General features: G+C 72.8%; 14 protein-coding genes. 11 read left to right on the forward strand and 3 right to left on the reverse strand.

The window, feature by feature from the left end:
- Positions 1-4: 4 nt before the first annotated feature.
- Both QSK30_RS12465 and QSK30_RS12470 read right to left on the reverse strand, forming a co-directional pair.
- Complete coding sequence (locus QSK30_RS12465; protein WP_285502420.1) at positions 5-1,258, reverse strand: ketosynthase chain-length factor; 1,254 nt, start codon at positions 1,256-1,258, stop codon at positions 5-7.
- Positions 1,258-2,520 (reverse strand): beta-ketoacyl-[acyl-carrier-protein] synthase family protein, encoded by a 1,263-nt coding sequence (locus tag QSK30_RS12470; RefSeq protein ID WP_285502423.1) that lies wholly within the window; start codon positions 2,518-2,520, stop codon positions 1,258-1,260. Before QSK30_RS12470 ends, QSK30_RS12465 begins: the two co-directional genes overlap by 1 nt.
- 187 nt (positions 2,521-2,707) lie before the next feature.
- On the opposite strand from QSK30_RS12470, the gene QSK30_RS12475 reads away from it, so the two are divergent.
- The 11 genes from QSK30_RS12475 (at position 2,708) to QSK30_RS12525 (ending at position 13,966) form a co-directional block, all read left to right on the forward strand.
- Positions 2,708-3,352: a TetR/AcrR family transcriptional regulator gene (locus QSK30_RS12475; RefSeq protein WP_285502425.1), complete on the forward strand. Its 645-nt coding sequence runs from the start codon at positions 2,708-2,710 to the stop codon at positions 3,350-3,352.
- A gap of 201 nt (positions 3,353-3,553) precedes the next feature.
- Positions 3,554-4,549 (forward strand): DUF6081 family protein, encoded by a 996-nt coding sequence (locus tag QSK30_RS12480; protein WP_285502427.1) that lies wholly within the window; start codon positions 3,554-3,556, stop codon positions 4,547-4,549.
- Entirely contained in the window at positions 4,536-4,919 is a 384-nt protein-coding gene (locus tag QSK30_RS12485; protein WP_285502429.1) for a lipocalin-like domain-containing protein, read from the forward strand. Before QSK30_RS12480 ends, QSK30_RS12485 begins: the two co-directional genes overlap by 14 nt.
- Positions 4,920-4,940: 21 nt before the next feature.
- A complete protein-coding gene (locus tag QSK30_RS12490) occupies positions 4,941-5,867 on the forward strand; it encodes an NADP-dependent oxidoreductase (protein ID WP_285502431.1) in 927 nt (308 codons plus the stop codon).
- A 77-nt stretch (positions 5,868-5,944) separates the two neighbouring features.
- Positions 5,945-6,874 carry an alpha/beta hydrolase gene (locus QSK30_RS12495; RefSeq protein WP_285502433.1) on the forward strand — a complete coding sequence of 310 codons (930 nt, stop codon included), beginning with the start codon at positions 5,945-5,947 and terminating at the stop codon, positions 6,872-6,874.
- 309 nt (positions 6,875-7,183) lie between these two features.
- Positions 7,184-7,942, forward strand: coding sequence for an AfsR/SARP family transcriptional regulator (locus QSK30_RS12500; RefSeq protein ID WP_285502434.1), 759 nt, complete (start codon positions 7,184-7,186; stop codon positions 7,940-7,942).
- 126 nt (positions 7,943-8,068) lie between these two features.
- Complete coding sequence (locus QSK30_RS12505) at positions 8,069-8,989, forward strand: MBL fold metallo-hydrolase (protein ID WP_285502436.1); 921 nt, start codon at positions 8,069-8,071, stop codon at positions 8,987-8,989.
- A gap of 94 nt (positions 8,990-9,083) precedes the next feature.
- On the forward strand, positions 9,084-10,673 hold the full coding sequence (locus QSK30_RS12510; protein WP_285502438.1) for an acyl-CoA carboxylase subunit beta: 1,590 nt from the start codon (positions 9,084-9,086) through the stop codon (positions 10,671-10,673).
- Positions 10,670-10,981 carry an acyl-CoA carboxylase subunit epsilon gene (locus QSK30_RS12515; RefSeq protein ID WP_285502439.1) on the forward strand — a complete coding sequence of 104 codons (312 nt, stop codon included), beginning with the start codon at positions 10,670-10,672 and terminating at the stop codon, positions 10,979-10,981. The genes QSK30_RS12510 and QSK30_RS12515 overlap by 4 nt, the downstream gene beginning before the upstream one ends.
- A 77-nt stretch (positions 10,982-11,058) precedes the next feature.
- Positions 11,059-12,399 (forward strand): cytochrome P450, encoded by a 1,341-nt coding sequence (locus tag QSK30_RS12520; protein WP_285502441.1) that lies wholly within the window; start codon positions 11,059-11,061, stop codon positions 12,397-12,399.
- Positions 12,400-12,427: 28 nt separating this feature from the next.
- Positions 12,428-13,966 (forward strand): GMC family oxidoreductase, encoded by a 1,539-nt coding sequence (locus tag QSK30_RS12525; protein ID WP_285502442.1) that lies wholly within the window; start codon positions 12,428-12,430, stop codon positions 13,964-13,966.
- Between the two features lie 789 nt (positions 13,967-14,755).
- Here QSK30_RS12525 and QSK30_RS12530 read toward each other — a convergent pair.
- Positions 14,756-15,139 (reverse strand): nuclear transport factor 2 family protein, encoded by a 384-nt coding sequence (locus QSK30_RS12530; RefSeq protein ID WP_285502443.1) that lies wholly within the window; start codon positions 15,137-15,139, stop codon positions 14,756-14,758.
- Between the last annotated feature and the right edge of the window lie 81 nt (positions 15,140-15,220).

The raw sequence follows: 15,220 nt of genomic DNA on the forward strand, positions 1-15,220 counted from the left end.
GTTGTCATGTCCTGTCCCCCTTGTCAGTTGTCGCGGCCCGCACGACCACGGCCGCGTTGAACCCCCATCGCCCCCGCGCCAGCACCAGCGCGGCGCCCAGCGGCGCGGCTCGCGGCTCGCCCCGGACGAGGTCGATCCCGTACTCCGACGGCACGTCCGCGCTGGCCCCGCTCGCCGGGATGACCCCGTCGCGGATCGCCAGCAGCGCGGTCACCACGTCCACCGGCCCGCCACCGGAGTACAGCCGCCCGGTCAACGCCTTGGGCACGGTGACCGGCACACCCCCGGGGCCGAACACCCCGCGGATCGCCTCGGCCTCGGCCGCGTCCAGCTCCGGGACCCCGGCCCCGTCGGCGAAGACCACGTCGACCTCGGCGGGGGTCAACCCCGCGTCGGTGATCGCCAGCTCGGCCGCGCGGCGCAGCCCGGGTGGGCGCCCACTGCCGGGGCGCGGGTCGAAGGTCGCCGCGTAGCCGGCGATCTCGCCGTGCGGACGGGAGATCCCGCGGGCCAGCGCGCTTGCCTGGTCCTCCAAGACCAGGATCGCGCCGCCCTCGCCGGGCACGTGTCCCGCCGCGCGCTTGTCGAACGGCAGGTACGCCAGCGCCGGGTCGGTCGCCGTGCTCACCCGCCCACCCGCCAGCTGCGCGGCCCAGCCCCACGGGTCCAGCGCCGAGTCGACCCCGCCCGCCACCACCAGCGGCGTCCCGGCGCGCACCGTGCGGCGGGCGTGGCCGAGCGCGTCGAGCCCGCCCGCCTGCTCGCCGACCAGCGCCGCGCCCGGACCGCGTAGCTCGTTGCGGATGGAGATCTGGCCGGTGTTGACCGCGTAGAACCACGCGAAGGACTCGTAGACCGAGACGAACCCCGGTCCCTTGGCCCAGAGCTTGCGGAACTCGCGGTGGGTGAACTCGAAGCCGCCCAGCGCGTTGGCCAGCACGGTGCCCTTGTCGTAGTCGCGCAGGGTGGACCGGTCGACCCGCGCGTCGAGCAGCGCCCAGTCGGCCGAGGCCAGCGCCAGCCGGGTCGAGGTGTCGGTCTGCGGCAGCAGCCTGCTCGGCAGGTGCGCGGCCGGGTCGAAGTCCTCGACCTGCCCGGCGAGCCCGCTCGGGTAGCCGGTCGCGTCGAACCGGGTCAGCGCGCCGATGCCGCTCTCGCCCGCCAGCACGGCCTTCCAGTACCGCTCGGTGCCCACCCCGTTCGGCGCGACCACCGCCATCCCGGTCACCACCGTCGACCCCATCGCCGTCACCCCCATCACCGCCTCCCCGGCGCGCGCAGCACCATCGCGCTCTGGAAGCCGCCGAACCCGCTGCCCACCGACAGCACCGTGTCCACGGTCAGCTCGCGCGCGGTCAGCGGCACGTAGTCCAGGTCGCACTCGGGGTCCGGCCGGTGCAGGTTCGCCGTCGGCGGCACCACGTCGTGCCGGATCGCCAGCGCGGACGCGGCGATCTCGATCGAGCCGATCGCGCCCAGCGAGTGCCCCACCATCGACTTGATCGAGCTGACCGGTACCCGCCGCGCGTGCTCGCCCAGCGCCCGCTTGAAGGCGGCCGTCTCGTGCCGGTCGTTCTGCTTGGTGCCCGACCCGTGCGCGTTGACGTAGTCCACCGCCGACGGGTCCACTTCGGACTCGTCGAGCGCCACCCGGATCGCCTCGGCCAGCTCGCGGCCGTCGGTCTTCAGCCCGGTCATGTGGTAGGCGTTGCACCGGGTGGCGAAGCCGGTGACCTCGGCGTACGGGGTCGCGCCGCGGGCCAGCGCGGCCCCGAGCTCCTCGAGCACGAACACCGCCGCGCCCTCGGCGAGCACGAACCCGTTGCGCGAGGCGTCGAACGGGCGCGAGGCGTGCCCGGGGTCGTCGTTGTAGGTGCTGGTGGCCTTGATCGCGTCGAAGCAGGCCACCACGATGGGCGTGATCGGCGTGTCGGTCGCACCGGCCACCGCGGTGTCCACGGTGCCCTCCCGGATCAGCCGCACCGCGTAGCCGACGGCGTCCAGCCCGGAGGTGCACCCGTCGGACACCATCGTCACCGGCCCCTCCGCACCGACCGTCCACGCCACCTCGGCGGCCATCACGCCCGGGCTCAGGTAGTCGAACATGTGCGGCGACAGGTAAGCCGGGTCGGCGAGCCACTCCCGGCCGCTGTCGGACATCACCAGGTACTCGTTCTCCAGGCTGGTCGCCGCGGCCACCGCGCTGCCCAGCACCACCCCGACCCGGTGCGGGTCCACCCCCGCGAACGCCACACCGCTGTCGGCGACCGCCTCGCGCGCGCACGCCACGGCGAACTGCGTCGCCCGGTCCATCCGCCGCAGCTCGCGCGGGGTGATGCCCTCCAGCGCCGGGTCGAAGTCCACCTCACCCGCCACCCGCGAGCGGAACGGCGAGGCGTCGAAGGACGAGATCGGCCGGGTGGCCGTGCGCCCCGCGGTGAGCAGGTCCCAGAACTCCTTGGTGCCGCGGCCTCCCGGCGCGCGGACACCGATGCCGGTGATGACCACCCGGCGGCTCATCGCGCACCGTCGCAAGAGAACATCTCAGGCCGGTCCTTTCCCCAGGGGACTAAGCGTGATCGCCGGTCAGCCTGCGGTGTCCGGCTCGAACGGTGCTCGAAACCCCGTCGGGTCGGGTGGGTTACCCTCGGTTCCACGAACGGGTGACCTGGGGTGGTCCACCCCCGGCACCGGTGGAGGGACCGCGATGACCAAGCGCGGACCCGAGCCGCTCTCCTTCGGACCGCTGCCGAGGGCGGAGCGTGCCCCGGTCGAGCGAGCCGACGCCGCGCGCAACCGGGACAAGATCCTGCGGGCCGCCGCGGCCATCTTCCGGTCGCGGGGCGCCGAGGGGCTCTCGATCGCCGAGGTCGCCCGGGCGGCCGACATCGGCGTCGGCACCATCTACCGCCGCTTCGGCGACCGGTCCGGGCTGTTGTTCGCCCTGCTCGACGAGCGGGAGCGCGAGTTCCAGGAGGCGTTCTTCGCCGGACCGCCGCCACTGGGCCCGGGCGGACCCGCGGCCGAGCGGCTCGGCGCGTTCGCCGCCGCGCTCGTCGACCGGGTCGCCGAGCAGCTGGACCTGTTGCTGCTGGCCGAGACCAGCTCCCCGGGCGCGCGCTTCCGCAGCGCGCCGTACACGCTCTACCACACCCATTTGACCGCCCTGTTCACCCAGGCACGTCCAGGTGCGGACGCCGTCCTGTTGGCGGATTCGGTGCTGGCGGCGGTGTCCGCGCGCCAAGTCGACCACCTGCGCACCGCCCGCGGCCGCACCGTCGAGCAGATCAAGGCCGGCGTGGCCGACATCGTCGCCGCGCTGTGCGCGCGCCGAGAACCCGTTCGGGACTAATCCGCCGAGTCGGTTGTATCCGGAACGCGCTCCGGTTACCTTGGGTGTCGACGCGGTCGGTCGCGGCCCGTCCGCGACCACGTGCCCTCCAGGGGGGAGGGCGCTCGCGAGGACGTGCGGGTCGCCGTCATCCACCACCACCCCGGCCGTGCGCCGGGTCGTGGTCCGACGGTCCCGGCACGGCGCACAGGGGGAGTGCACATGACCGACGAAGGCTCGTACCGCGTCGTCTGGGACGACTTCCAGGACGGCTTCCGCACCACCGGCCCGGACGCGCGGTGGCGCTTCTACGCCGCCGGTCCGTTAGCCGCCGACGACGGTGTGGCCACCACCTCGCCCGCGGGCCTGCGGGTGGCCGCCGCGGGCACGAACGTCCACACAGGACTGCCCGCGTTCACCAAGACGCACGGCCACGACGAGCTGGCCCGCCTGGGCGTGCCCGCGGTGTTCGACCACGTCAAGTGGCTCGTGCACGCCAACCACGTGGCGAGCACGGGGCTTCCCGGCTTCGACGCGCTGCCCGGGCACGTGCTGTCCTTCGAGACCTGGGTGTCCGCGCGCAGCCACGGGACCAGCGCGCACCCGTTCGGTGCGGCGGTCGCCGACCCGGACGACGACCTGCGCTTGGGCGCGGTCGCGTTGCCGTTGATCGACGTCGAGACCTACACCGTGGTCACTTTCTTCCTCACCAACAAGAGCGTCTACGCCACCTACGAGCGCCTAGCCGCGGGCAGGCCGACGCTCGGCGACTACGCCTCCTTCCTCTACGCCACACCGGTAGCCACTCGCGCGACCGCCGACGAGCACCACCTGAAGATCTCCTACGACCGCGACGCGGGCACCGTGCGCTGGTTCGTCGACGGGAGCCAAGTGCACGAACTCGACCGGTTGGGCCACCTGCTGCCCTCGCGCGAGCACATGCTGCTCGACCACGGCGGCACCCCGACCGCGGTCGCCCCGCGCCAGCTCAACGGCGGCATGGGCATGTTCACCGTGCTCGACGGCGCCTACCCCGGGTCCGGGGGAGCGGGCCTGGTCCGGCTCGACCCGGACCCCGGCACCTATGTCGACCCCGCCGCGGGTCCGCCGAGCCCGCAACGGTTCCTCGACGACGAGAGCCGCCCCGCCAGCAGGTTGTTCGGCCAGGGCGCGGAACTGGCCCTGGCCCGGTACGTGGTCTCCAGTGCGCCCCGCTGACCTGGTGGGCGCGTGGGCGCTCGCGGGCTACGTGGAGGTCGACGCCACGGGCACCGAGAGCACCGGCCCGCTCGGCGAGCACCCGGTCGGACTGCTGATCTACCAGGCCGACGGGCACATGTCCGTCTCGATGATGCGCACCGGCGGCGCCGGCCCGGAGACCTTCATGGGCTACGCCGGGACCTGGCGCCTCGACGGACCCCGGGTGCGGCACGCCGTCGTGGTCAGCGCGCACCCGAACCAGGTGGATACCGAGCTCGTCCGCGACATCGAGGGGTCGGGGGACGTGGTGGTGCTGCACGGCAGCGCCGTGGTGGACGGCAGGGCAGTGCGACGGAAGCTGACCTGGCGACGTGAGTCGAGTGCGTGAACGGGAAGGAACCCATCCGAGATGAAGGCATTGGTTGCCGCGTCCTACGGGCCGCTGGACGAGTTGGCGGTGCGCGAGGTGCCCGCCCCCGCGCCGGGCGCGGGCCAGGTGCTCGTGCGCGTGCGGGCGGCGGGGCTCAACCCGCTGGACCTCAAACTGGCCACCGGGGTGATGCGCGAGGTCATGCCGGTCGAGCACCCGTTCACCCTGGGGGTGGACGCCGCGGGCGTGGTCGAGGCAGTCGGCGCGGGGGTGACCCGCTTCGCGCCCGGTGACGAGGTGGTGGCGCTGACCTTCCCGGTCGGCGCCGCGGCCGAGTACACCGTCGTCGCAGACGGGCCCACGATCACCCACCGGCCCGCCGGGCTCAGCGCGGCGCGGGCGGCGGCACTGCCCACGCCGCTGCTGATGGCCGCCGCGCTCGCCGACTCGCTCAAGGTCGGCGCCGGGCAGGACGTGCTGGTGCTCGGCGCCGACGGCGCGGTCGGCGCGCTGTTCCTGCAGCTGGTGGCCGACTCGGGCGCGCGCGTGATCGCCACGGCCTCGCCCACCACCGCGGCCGACGTGCGCGCGCTCGGGGTCGAGGAGGTCGTCGACTACACCACCACCGACGTCGTGGCGCACACGCTGAACCTGCGCCCCGACGGCGTGGACGTGGCCGTCGACCTGGTCAACGCCGGTCCCGGGCTGGCCGGGACCGCCGCGGCGGTGCGGGAGAACGGGCTGCTGGTCTCCACCCTGGGCGGCCCGCCCGCCTTCGACCGCGGCGTCACCGCGAGCTACCTGGGCGTGGAGGAGGGGTTCCACCGGTTCGCCGACCTGGTGGAAGCGGCCGCCGCGGGCCGGTTCGACTACCAGGTGCGCGAGTACCCGTTCGCCGAGGCGACCAAGGCGGTCACCGAGTTCGCGGGCCGCAACTCGCGGGTGCGCACCGTCGTCACGTTCTGACCATCCACATAGGACTCGGCGAGCCCGTGCCCCCGCGGGCCACGGGCTCGCCGGATCCCTGAGCCGGGGGTGCGCCCGTGGCCCATGACCTCGACCCCGAGCTGGCGGCGTGGGCGGCCACGATCCCGCGGCTCGACTACACCGACCTCGCCGGCGCGCGGGCACGGCTGCGCGCGATCGCGGGCGCGCAGCCCGCCTACCCGCGCGCCGCGCACGTCGCGGTGGCCGACCACACCGCCACCGCCGAGGACGGAACCGTTGTGCCGCTTCGGGTCTATCGTCCCGCCGGGGTGCCCGGCGCCCTGCCGTGCCTGCTGTACCTGCACTGGGGCGGGTTCGTCTTCGGCGACCTGGAGACCGTGCACGCCACCGCGCAGCAGGTCGCCGACGTGGTGGGCGTCGTGGTGGTCAACGTGGCCTACCGGCTCGCCCCGGAGCACCCGTTCCCCGCCGCGCTGCTGGACTGCCACGCCGCCCTGCGCTGGGCGGTCGAGCACGCCACCGAGCTGGGGATCGACCCCGCGCGGGTCGGTGTCGGCGGGGAGAGCGCGGGCGGCGGGCTGGCCGCCGCGCTGGCGTTGCGCGCCCGCGACGAGGGCGGGCCGCCGCTGCGGTTCCAGTGCCTGGTCTACCCCGCGCTCGACGACCGGCTGGTGACCGAGTCCGCCCGCCGCTTCGTCGACACGCCCAAGTGGGACCGGGCGAGCGCGGAGCTGACCTGGCGGTACTACCTGGGCGACCTCGACCCGGTGCCCGCCCACGCCGCGCCCGCCCGCGCGGCCGACCTGTCCGGGCTGCCCGCCGCCTTCGTGAGCGTGTGCGAGTTCGACCCGCTGCGCGACGAGGGCGCACTGTACGCGCGCCGGCTGGCCGAGGCGGGCACATCGGCGGAACTGCACGTCTATTCCGGGACTTTCCACGCCTCGATTTCGCACACCGGCGCCGCGGTGTCTCGTCGGATGATCCGCGAACAACTTTCCGCTATTCGGCGTTCACTGGTCGAGTGAACCGTACTCCGAATGGGTGGAAACTGGCCCGATGGCATTGCGTGCTGTGAACTGACACACACAACCGGAACGGGTTCCGCTACGTTGTTGCCGGTCCGGTAACCCCTACCGTACGCTCGAAGCCAGGGGGGTTGTGCGCACGTGATGTCGATGTGGGACGCGCTACCATTTCGCGCAGGCGGGCCAATGGGTCCGCGAACGCGCGGTGCGCGGCACGCGAACTCGCGCGGTGCGAATCTCGGATATCCACGTCGGGGTGGGGCCTGACGTTCTATTTATATTTTTATGGCGAGGACCGGGGAGGGTCTGATGCTGAAATTCAAGGTACTGGGGCCATTGGAGATACGCCTGCCGGACGGCCGGGTGCTGGTTCCGGGCTCGGCCAAGGTGTGCAAGGTGCTCTCGTTGCTGCTGCTGCAGAACGAGGTGACCAGTGTGGACCTGTTCATCAGGGAGCTCTGGGGCGACGAGCCACCGCGCAGCTGCCTGACCACGTTGCAGACCTACATCTACCACACCAGGCGGATGTTCGACCGCGACCTCGCGATCGGCCCGGGCGGGCCGGTGCTGGTCACCCGGCCGCCGGGCTACGAGCTGCTCGTCGCCGACGAGCAGGTCGACGCCAAGCACTTCGAGCGGCTGGTCCGCCAGGGCCGCGCGGCGCTCGACCTGGACCGGGTCGAGCAGGCCGCGGCGCTGCTGCGCCAGGCCCTCGAGCTGTGGCGGGGGCCCGCACTGGCCAACATCTCCGGCGGTGACGTCCTCAGTGGACACATCACGCACCTGGAGGAGCTGCGGATCCGGGCCACCGAGCTGCGCATCGAGGCCGACAAGCGGCTGGGCAGGCGCCGCGACCTGATCCCGGAGCTGCGCGCCCTGGTCGTGTCCTACCCGCTCAACGAGTGGTTCCACCTGCAGCTGATGACCGAGCTGCAGCACTGCGGCAGGCGGGCCGAGGCCCTGCAGGCCTACCACGACCTGCGCCGGATCCTCGACGAGGAACTGGGTCTGGAGCCGACCGCCGAGGTGCGCAGGCTCCAGCGCGACCTGCTCGCCCCGACCGCCTGAGCGGCGGCCGACCACACGGCGCGCGAGTCCTCGCGGGAGGCCGACACCTCCCGCGAGGGCCCGCGCGCCGTTCGCCGTCCAGACGCGTTCCAACACCGCTCGACCGCCGCCGGGCACCGTCGGCCCATGACCCGAACTCCGAGCGCGCTCGACGACACCCGGCTCGAGGAGGTCGCCGACGGCGTGCACGCCCACATCCAGCCCGACGGCGGCTGGTGCCTGAACAACGCGGGCGTGCTGGTCTCCGGCGGCCACACCGCCCTGGTCGACACCGCCGCCACCGAGGCGCGCGCCCGCAGGCTGCGCGAGCTGGTCGGCACGGTCTCGCCCACCGCGCCCGAACTGCTCGTCAACACCCACTTCCACGGCGACCACACCTTCGGCAACTTCGTCTTCGCCGAGGCCGTCGTGCTCGGCCACCGGCGCACCCGCGAGCAGGCCGCCGCGGCCGGGCTGCACCTGACCGGCCTGTGGCCCGACGTCGACTGGGGCGCCATCGAGGTCCGCCCGCCCAGCCTCACCTACACCGACCGGCTCACCGTCCACGTCGGCGACCTGCGCGCCGAGCTGCTCCACTTCGGACCCGCGCACAGCACCGACGACACCGTTGTGTGGCTGCCCGAGCCGCGGGTGCTCTTCGCGGGCGACATCGTGATGTCCGGGGTGACGCCGTTCGTGCAGATGGGCTCGGTGTCCGGGTCGCTGGACACCCTGGCCCGGCTGCGCGCGCTCGACCCGCTGGTCGTCGTGCCCGGCCACGGCCCGGTCGGCGGTCCGGAGCTGATCGCGGCCAACGAGGACTACCTGCGCTGGGTGCGCGCCAACGCCCGCGCGGGCCTGGCCGCCGGGCTCACCGAGCTGGACCTGGCCCGCGGGCTCGACCTCGGCGAGTTCGCCGGGCTGCTCGACACCGAGCGGCTGGTGCCCAACCTGCGCCGGGCCTACGCCGAGGAGAACGGCGCCGAACCGGGCGCGCCGCTGCCGGTCGGCGAGCTGTTCGAGGAGATGGTGGCCTTCCACGGCGGCCACCCGGTGTGCCACGCCTGAGCGGCGTCGAGGGCCGTTCGAGCCCGCCTGGAGCGGTCCCGGACAGGCTGCCCGGGCAGCGCACGGCGCGCTGCTCGGGCTAGGGGGATCCGAGATGACCACTGTGGACAGTGGGCGTGCCGTGAGCGGCCACGTCCCATTGCGCGACCGCGCCGAGGCGCTCGCGCGGCTGCGCGAGCGGGTGCACGCCGGGCCCAGCGCTCGCGCGCACGAGGCGCAGAAGGCCAAGGGCAAGCTCACCGCGCGCGAGCGGATCGAGCTGCTGTTCGACAAGGACAGCTTCACCGAGGTGGAGGCGCTGCGCAGGCACCGGGCAACCGGGTTCGGCCTGGAGGCGCGCAGGCCGCACACCGACGGCGTGGTCACCGGCTGGGGCACCGTGCACGGCCGCGTGGTCTTCGCCTACGCGCACGACTTCCGGATCTTCGGCGGCGCCCTGGGCGAGGCGCACGCGGAGAAGATCCACAAGATCATGGACCTGGCCGAGGCGGCGGGCGCGCCGATCGTGGGCCTGTGCGACGGCGCGGGCGCGCGCATCCAGGAGGGCGTCACCGCGCTGGCGGGCTACGGCGGGATCTTCCGGCGCAACGCGCGCAACTCCGGTGTGCTGCCGCAGATCAGCGTGATCCTCGGCCCGTGCGCGGGCGGGGCCGCCTACTCGCCCGCGTTGACCGACTTCGTGTTCATGGTCCGCGGCACCGCGCAGATGTTCATCACCGGCCCGGACGTCGTTCGGGCGGTCACCGGCGCGGTCGTCACCCACGACGAGCTCGGCGGCGCCGACGTGCACGGCTCGGTCTCCGGCGTCGCGGGCTTCGTCTACGACGACGAGCCCGCTTGCCTGGCTGACGTGCGGTACCTGCTCTCACTGCTGCCGTCGAACAACCGCGAGCAGCCGCCGGTCGTCCCGTGCCAGGACCCGCCGGACCGGCGCAACGACGCGCTGCTGGACCTGGTGCCCGCCGACCCGAGCCGCTCCTACGACATCCGCGCGGTCGTCGAGGAGGTCGTCGACGACGGCGAGTACTTCGAGGTGCACGAGGCCTGGGCGCTCAACGTGGTGTGCGCGCTGGCCCGACTGGACGGGCACGTGGTGGGGATCGTGGCCAACCAGCCGACCGCGCTGGCCGGCGTGCTCGACATCGCCGCCGCCGAGAAGGCCGCCCGCTTCGTCACGATGTGCGACGCGTTCAACATCCCGCTGGTGACCATGGTCGACGTGCCCGGCTTCCTGCCCGGCGTCGACCAGGAGCACGGCGGCATCATCCGGCACGGCGCCAAACTGCTCTACGCCTACTGCACGGCGACGGTTCCGCGCGTGCAGCTGATCCTGCGCAAGGCCTACGGCGGCGCCTACATCGTGATGGACTCGCGGTCGATCGGGACCGACCTCTCGCTCGCGTGGCCCACCAACGAGATCGCGGTGATGGGCGCGGAGGGCGCGGCGAACGTCGTGTTCCGCCGCGAGATCGCCGCCGCGGACGACCCGGAGCGGGCGCGCGTGGAGCTGGTCGAGCGCTACCGCGAGGAGCTTGTGCACCCGCTCTACGCCGCCGAGCGCGGGCTGGTGGACGACGTGATCGACCCGGCGGAGACCCGGGCCCGGTTGATCGGCGCATTGGCGATGCTGCGGCACAAGCACGCGCCGCTGCCCACCCGCAAGCACGGGAACCCGCCCCGATGAGCGCGGTCCAGCTGACCGCGACTGTCCTACCTGGACCTCGCAAGGCCACCGAGCCGCCCGCTCGGAACGCGGTGGAGTCGTTGCTGGACAGTGCAAGCGAGCCCACCGCGGACCCGGTGGTGATCCGCGTCGTGCGCGGCTGCCCGGACAGCGCCGAGCTGGCGGCTGTCACCGCTGTCCTGCTGGGCCTGTGCGCCCCCGCGCCGGCGGACCGCATCGACGAGAGCGCTTGCGGGCGGTGGGCTGAGCGTAACCGCGCCGCCGTGTCCGGATGGGCCTCGGCGGCGCTGCCGACCTGGCGGCGCTGACCGTTCGAGCGTGCTTCGAGCGCCGTTAAACCGCCGTCCCGCAGGGTTCCGGCCAGCATCCACCGTAGGGAGGGCCCGTGGCGGCCACTGTGTTCGCCCCCGTGCCGACGGGGGTCCAGGCCAAGCCGGTCGTCGGCGAGCGGGGCCTGCCCGTGCTCGGCGTCACCGCGCAGCTGCTGCGCGACCCGCTGCCGATGATGCGGGCCCGGCACGAGCGGTTCGGGCCGGTCACCTGGTACCGGGCCTACGGGCAGCGCCAGGTGACGCTGTTCGGCCCGGCCGCCACCGAGGTCGTGCTCACCAACCGGGACAAGGCGTTCGGGCACGGCTGGGAGCCGATCCTGGGGGCCTTCTTCCGGCGGGGCCTGCTGCTGATGGACTTCGAGGAGCACCTCGGGCACCGGCGGGTCATGCAGCAGGCGTTCACCGCCGACCGGATGCGCGGCTACCTCGAGAAGATGCAGCCCGGCATCGCCCGGCACGTCGACCGCTGGGCCGCGGGCACCGAGCTGGCCGCCAAGCCCGCGCTCAAGCGGTTGCTGCTCGACAGCGCCGCCGAGACCTTCATGGACATCCGGCTCGGCCCCGAGGCGGACCGGGTGAACGCGGCGTTCCTGGACACCACCCGCGCGCCGTTCGCGTTCCTGCGCTTCGGGTTCCCCGGCGGGCGGTGGGCGCGCGGCCTGCGCTCCCGCGAGCTGCTGCGCGGTTTCTTCCAGGAACTGCTGCCCGGCAAGCGCTCCCGGCCGGGCACCGACCTGTTCAGCGTGCTCTGCCACGCCGAGACCGACGACGGCGAGCGGTTCGGCGACGACGACGTGGTCAACCACATGATCTTCCTGCTGATGGCCGCGCACGAGACCACCACCAGCACGCTCACCTCGATGGTCTACCACCTCGCCGCGCACCCGCGGTGGCAGGAACGCCTGCGGGCCGAGTCCCTCGAGCTCGGCGACACACTGGCGATGGAGGACCTGGCCCGGCTGCCGTCGGCGGAACTGGTCATGAAGGAGTCCACCCGGCTCATCCCGCCGATCATCGAGCTGGTCCGGCGCACGGTGCGCGACACCGAGGTGCTCGGGCACTTCATCCCGGCGGGCACCCAGACCTCGGTGCCGCTGCTGTTCAACCACCACATGGACCAGTACTGGCCGGACCCGGCGCGCTTCGACCCGGAGCGCTTCAGCCCGGACCGCCGCGAGGACAAGGGACACCGCTACGCCTGGGCGCCCTTCGGCGGCGGCGTGCACAAGTGCATCGGCCTGCACTTCGCCTCCTACCAGGTGAAAGCGGTGCTGCACGCCATGGTCCGCCGCTTCCGCTGGAGCGTCGCGCCCGACTACCGGTTCGCGCCGGACTGGTCCGGGCTCCCGGTGCCCAAGGGCGGCCTGCCCCTGATCGTTCGACCGCTCGGCTGACACCACCAACAGAGAGGACTGACCGCAGATGGACAACGACTCCGAGCGGTTCGACTACGTCATCGTCGGCGCCGGGTCGGCGGGCTGCGTGCTCGCCGAACGGCTCACCGAGGACCGGCACACCCGGGTCGCGCTGATCGAGGCGGGCGGCCCGGACCGGTCCAACGCGATCAAGGTGCCCGCCCTGTTCACCCGGGCCTTCGGCACCGCCGACGACTGGGCGTTCACCACCACCGAACAGGCGGAACTGGGCAACCGCCCGGTGTTCTTCCCACGCGGCCGAACCCTGGGCGGGTCGTCGAGCATCAACGCGATGCTGTGGACCCGCGGCCACCGCGTCGACTACGAGGCCTGGGCCTCACGCGGCTGCGTGGGCTGGACCTACGAGGACGTGCGGCCCTACTTCGAGCGCGCCGAGTGCGGACCGATCCGACTGGACGAGGTCCGCACACCCAGCCCGAGCACGGCGGACTTCCTCACGGCATGCGCGCTCTCCGGCCACGAGCCGGTGGGCGACGACCTCGAGGGCTTCATGGAGTCGCGGGTCACCCACTTCCGCGGCCTGCGCTGGAGCGCGGCCGACGGCTACCTCGTGCCGGCCCGACACCGGCCGAACCTGACAGTGGTGACGGGCGGCCTCGTAGAGCGACTCCTGCTCAAGGGCACGCACGCGGTGGGCGTGCAGGTGCGCACGGCCACCGGCGTGCGGCAGGTGCGGGCGCGCAAGGAGGTGATCCTGTCGGCGGGATCGGTCGGGTCTCCGCACGTGCTGATGCTGTCCGGGATCGGGCCGTCGGAACACCTGTCGGACCTCGGCCTGCCGACCGTGGTCGACGCGCCCGGCGTGGGACAGGAGCTCACTGACCACATGGTCGTGCCGCTGGCCTTCACCTCCGACGAGCTCCGGTCACCCGGCGTCGGCGCGGACCAGGACGACATCCGCCAGTACCTGCGGCACCGACACGGCCCGCTGGGCTCCAACCTGGCCGAGGCGCTGCTGTTCCTGCGCACCAGGCCGGAACTGCCCGCGCCGGACATCGAGCTGGTGCTCATGCAGGTGCCCTTCGGCGACCACGAGACAACGGCGGACCACGGACTGGCGGTCGGTGTGATGCTGCTCCAACCCCGCAGCCGCGGCCAGGTGACGCTGCGGTCGGCGCACCCGGACGACCCGCCGCTCATCAACCCGCGCTACCTGTCCGATGTGGATGGTCGAGACCTCGCGGTCACGGTCGACGGCATGCGCAAGGCACACGAGATCATGCGCCAACCGGTGTTCGCCAAGTGGCTCGGGAAACCCCTTACCACCGGCGCCCTGTCCGACACCGAAGCCGACATCACCCGCTACATCCGTCGCACCGGCATCAGCCTCTTCCACCCGGTCAGCACCTGCCGGATGGGGGTGGAGCAGGACGCGGTCCTGGACCTGGAGTTCCGCGTCCGCGGCACAACAGGTCTACGGGTCGTGGACGCGTCCGCGATGCCCCACATCGTCCGCGGCCACACCCACGCACCGACCGTCATGCTCGCCGAACGCGCCGCCGACATGATCCGCGCCGCCCACTGACCGCCCGACCCGCCCGCCCGACCCGACCGACCGACCCGCCCGACCGACCCGCCCGACCGGCCGCCCGGCCGCCCGACTGGCCCGCCCGACCGCCCGACTGGCCCGCCCGACGGCTGGCTGGCCGACGGTCGGCAGGCCGGTCCGCTCCACCGGTCCGCCCGACCGGCTTGGTCGGGCCAGTTGGTTCGGGCGGTCGGGCTGGTTCGGTTGGTAAGATTGGTTCGTCTGGTTCGCCCGTCCGGCGGCGCGAAGGCTGCGTGGTTCGGCATTCACTCGAACGAGCTATGTGGATGTGGAACTAGCACACCTGTTCGATTCGTTGCTCAAGAAGTCGGTGCGAGCGGGAGAGGAAGGCCAGGCACGGAAGGACCGGGAACGAGGCCGGCGCGCGCTCCGGCAGCGTCCGATTGGGCACTCGCGCGCCAGATTCAGTCGGTTGGCCACACACGCACACGCCACGGCCGACCACGGGTGACGCGCCCACGGCCGACCACACCTGCGCGCGGGCAGCCGGCCACACGTGTGACGGCCGACCAACCTTGCGCCGCACCCGGCTGCCATCGGGCTACGCGCGTCCCTCGGCCACGCGCGGTCATGTGCGCCCTCGTCCGGCTACGCACACGTTCGTCCGACTACGCACACACCCTTCGGCCGGGCGCGGCCACTCGCGCTCCCATCCGGCGGGGCACGGCCCAGACAAACCCATTCGGCTGGACACGTCCCCGATCAGGTGCGCGAGTGCGGGGCCGACCGGATCAGTCGGCCCCGGTTGGGTGCTCAGATGGGTGCTCAGAGCATGTCGTCGGGGGAGATGTCGTCGGGTACCTGTTGTCCGACGTCCCAGTGTTCGGCCAGGAGGCCGTCCTGGATCCGCCAGATGTCCATCACCACGGCGCCCCGGTGGTCGGGGGTGAGGCGGGTGATGCCGTGGGTGCAGACCAGGTCCGCCTCGGCCACGGTCCGCCTGATCTCCATCGTGAAGCCCGGGAAGGCGTTCGCGATGTGTTCGCGGAATCCCGCGATCGTGTTCTCCCGGCCCCGGCCGACGCCCGGGTGGTGGTTGTGGAAATCGGGGCGCAGCAGGGTGGCCGCGCGGTCGAAGTCCTTGTCGTCGTAAAAGGCCCGGCAGAAGTCCAGGACCAACTTCTTGTTCGACTCCGGTGTGTTCGGCACGTCATTTCCCCCGTGGATCGCTGTGCTCGCGACCATTCGAACCCTAGCGCACCAATTGTCTCCCCGGTGTTGTTCTCCCGG

The organism is Actinokineospora sp. NBRC 105648, from assembly GCF_030269645.1.
Classification (GTDB): Bacteria; Actinomycetota; Actinomycetes; order Mycobacteriales; family Pseudonocardiaceae; genus Actinokineospora.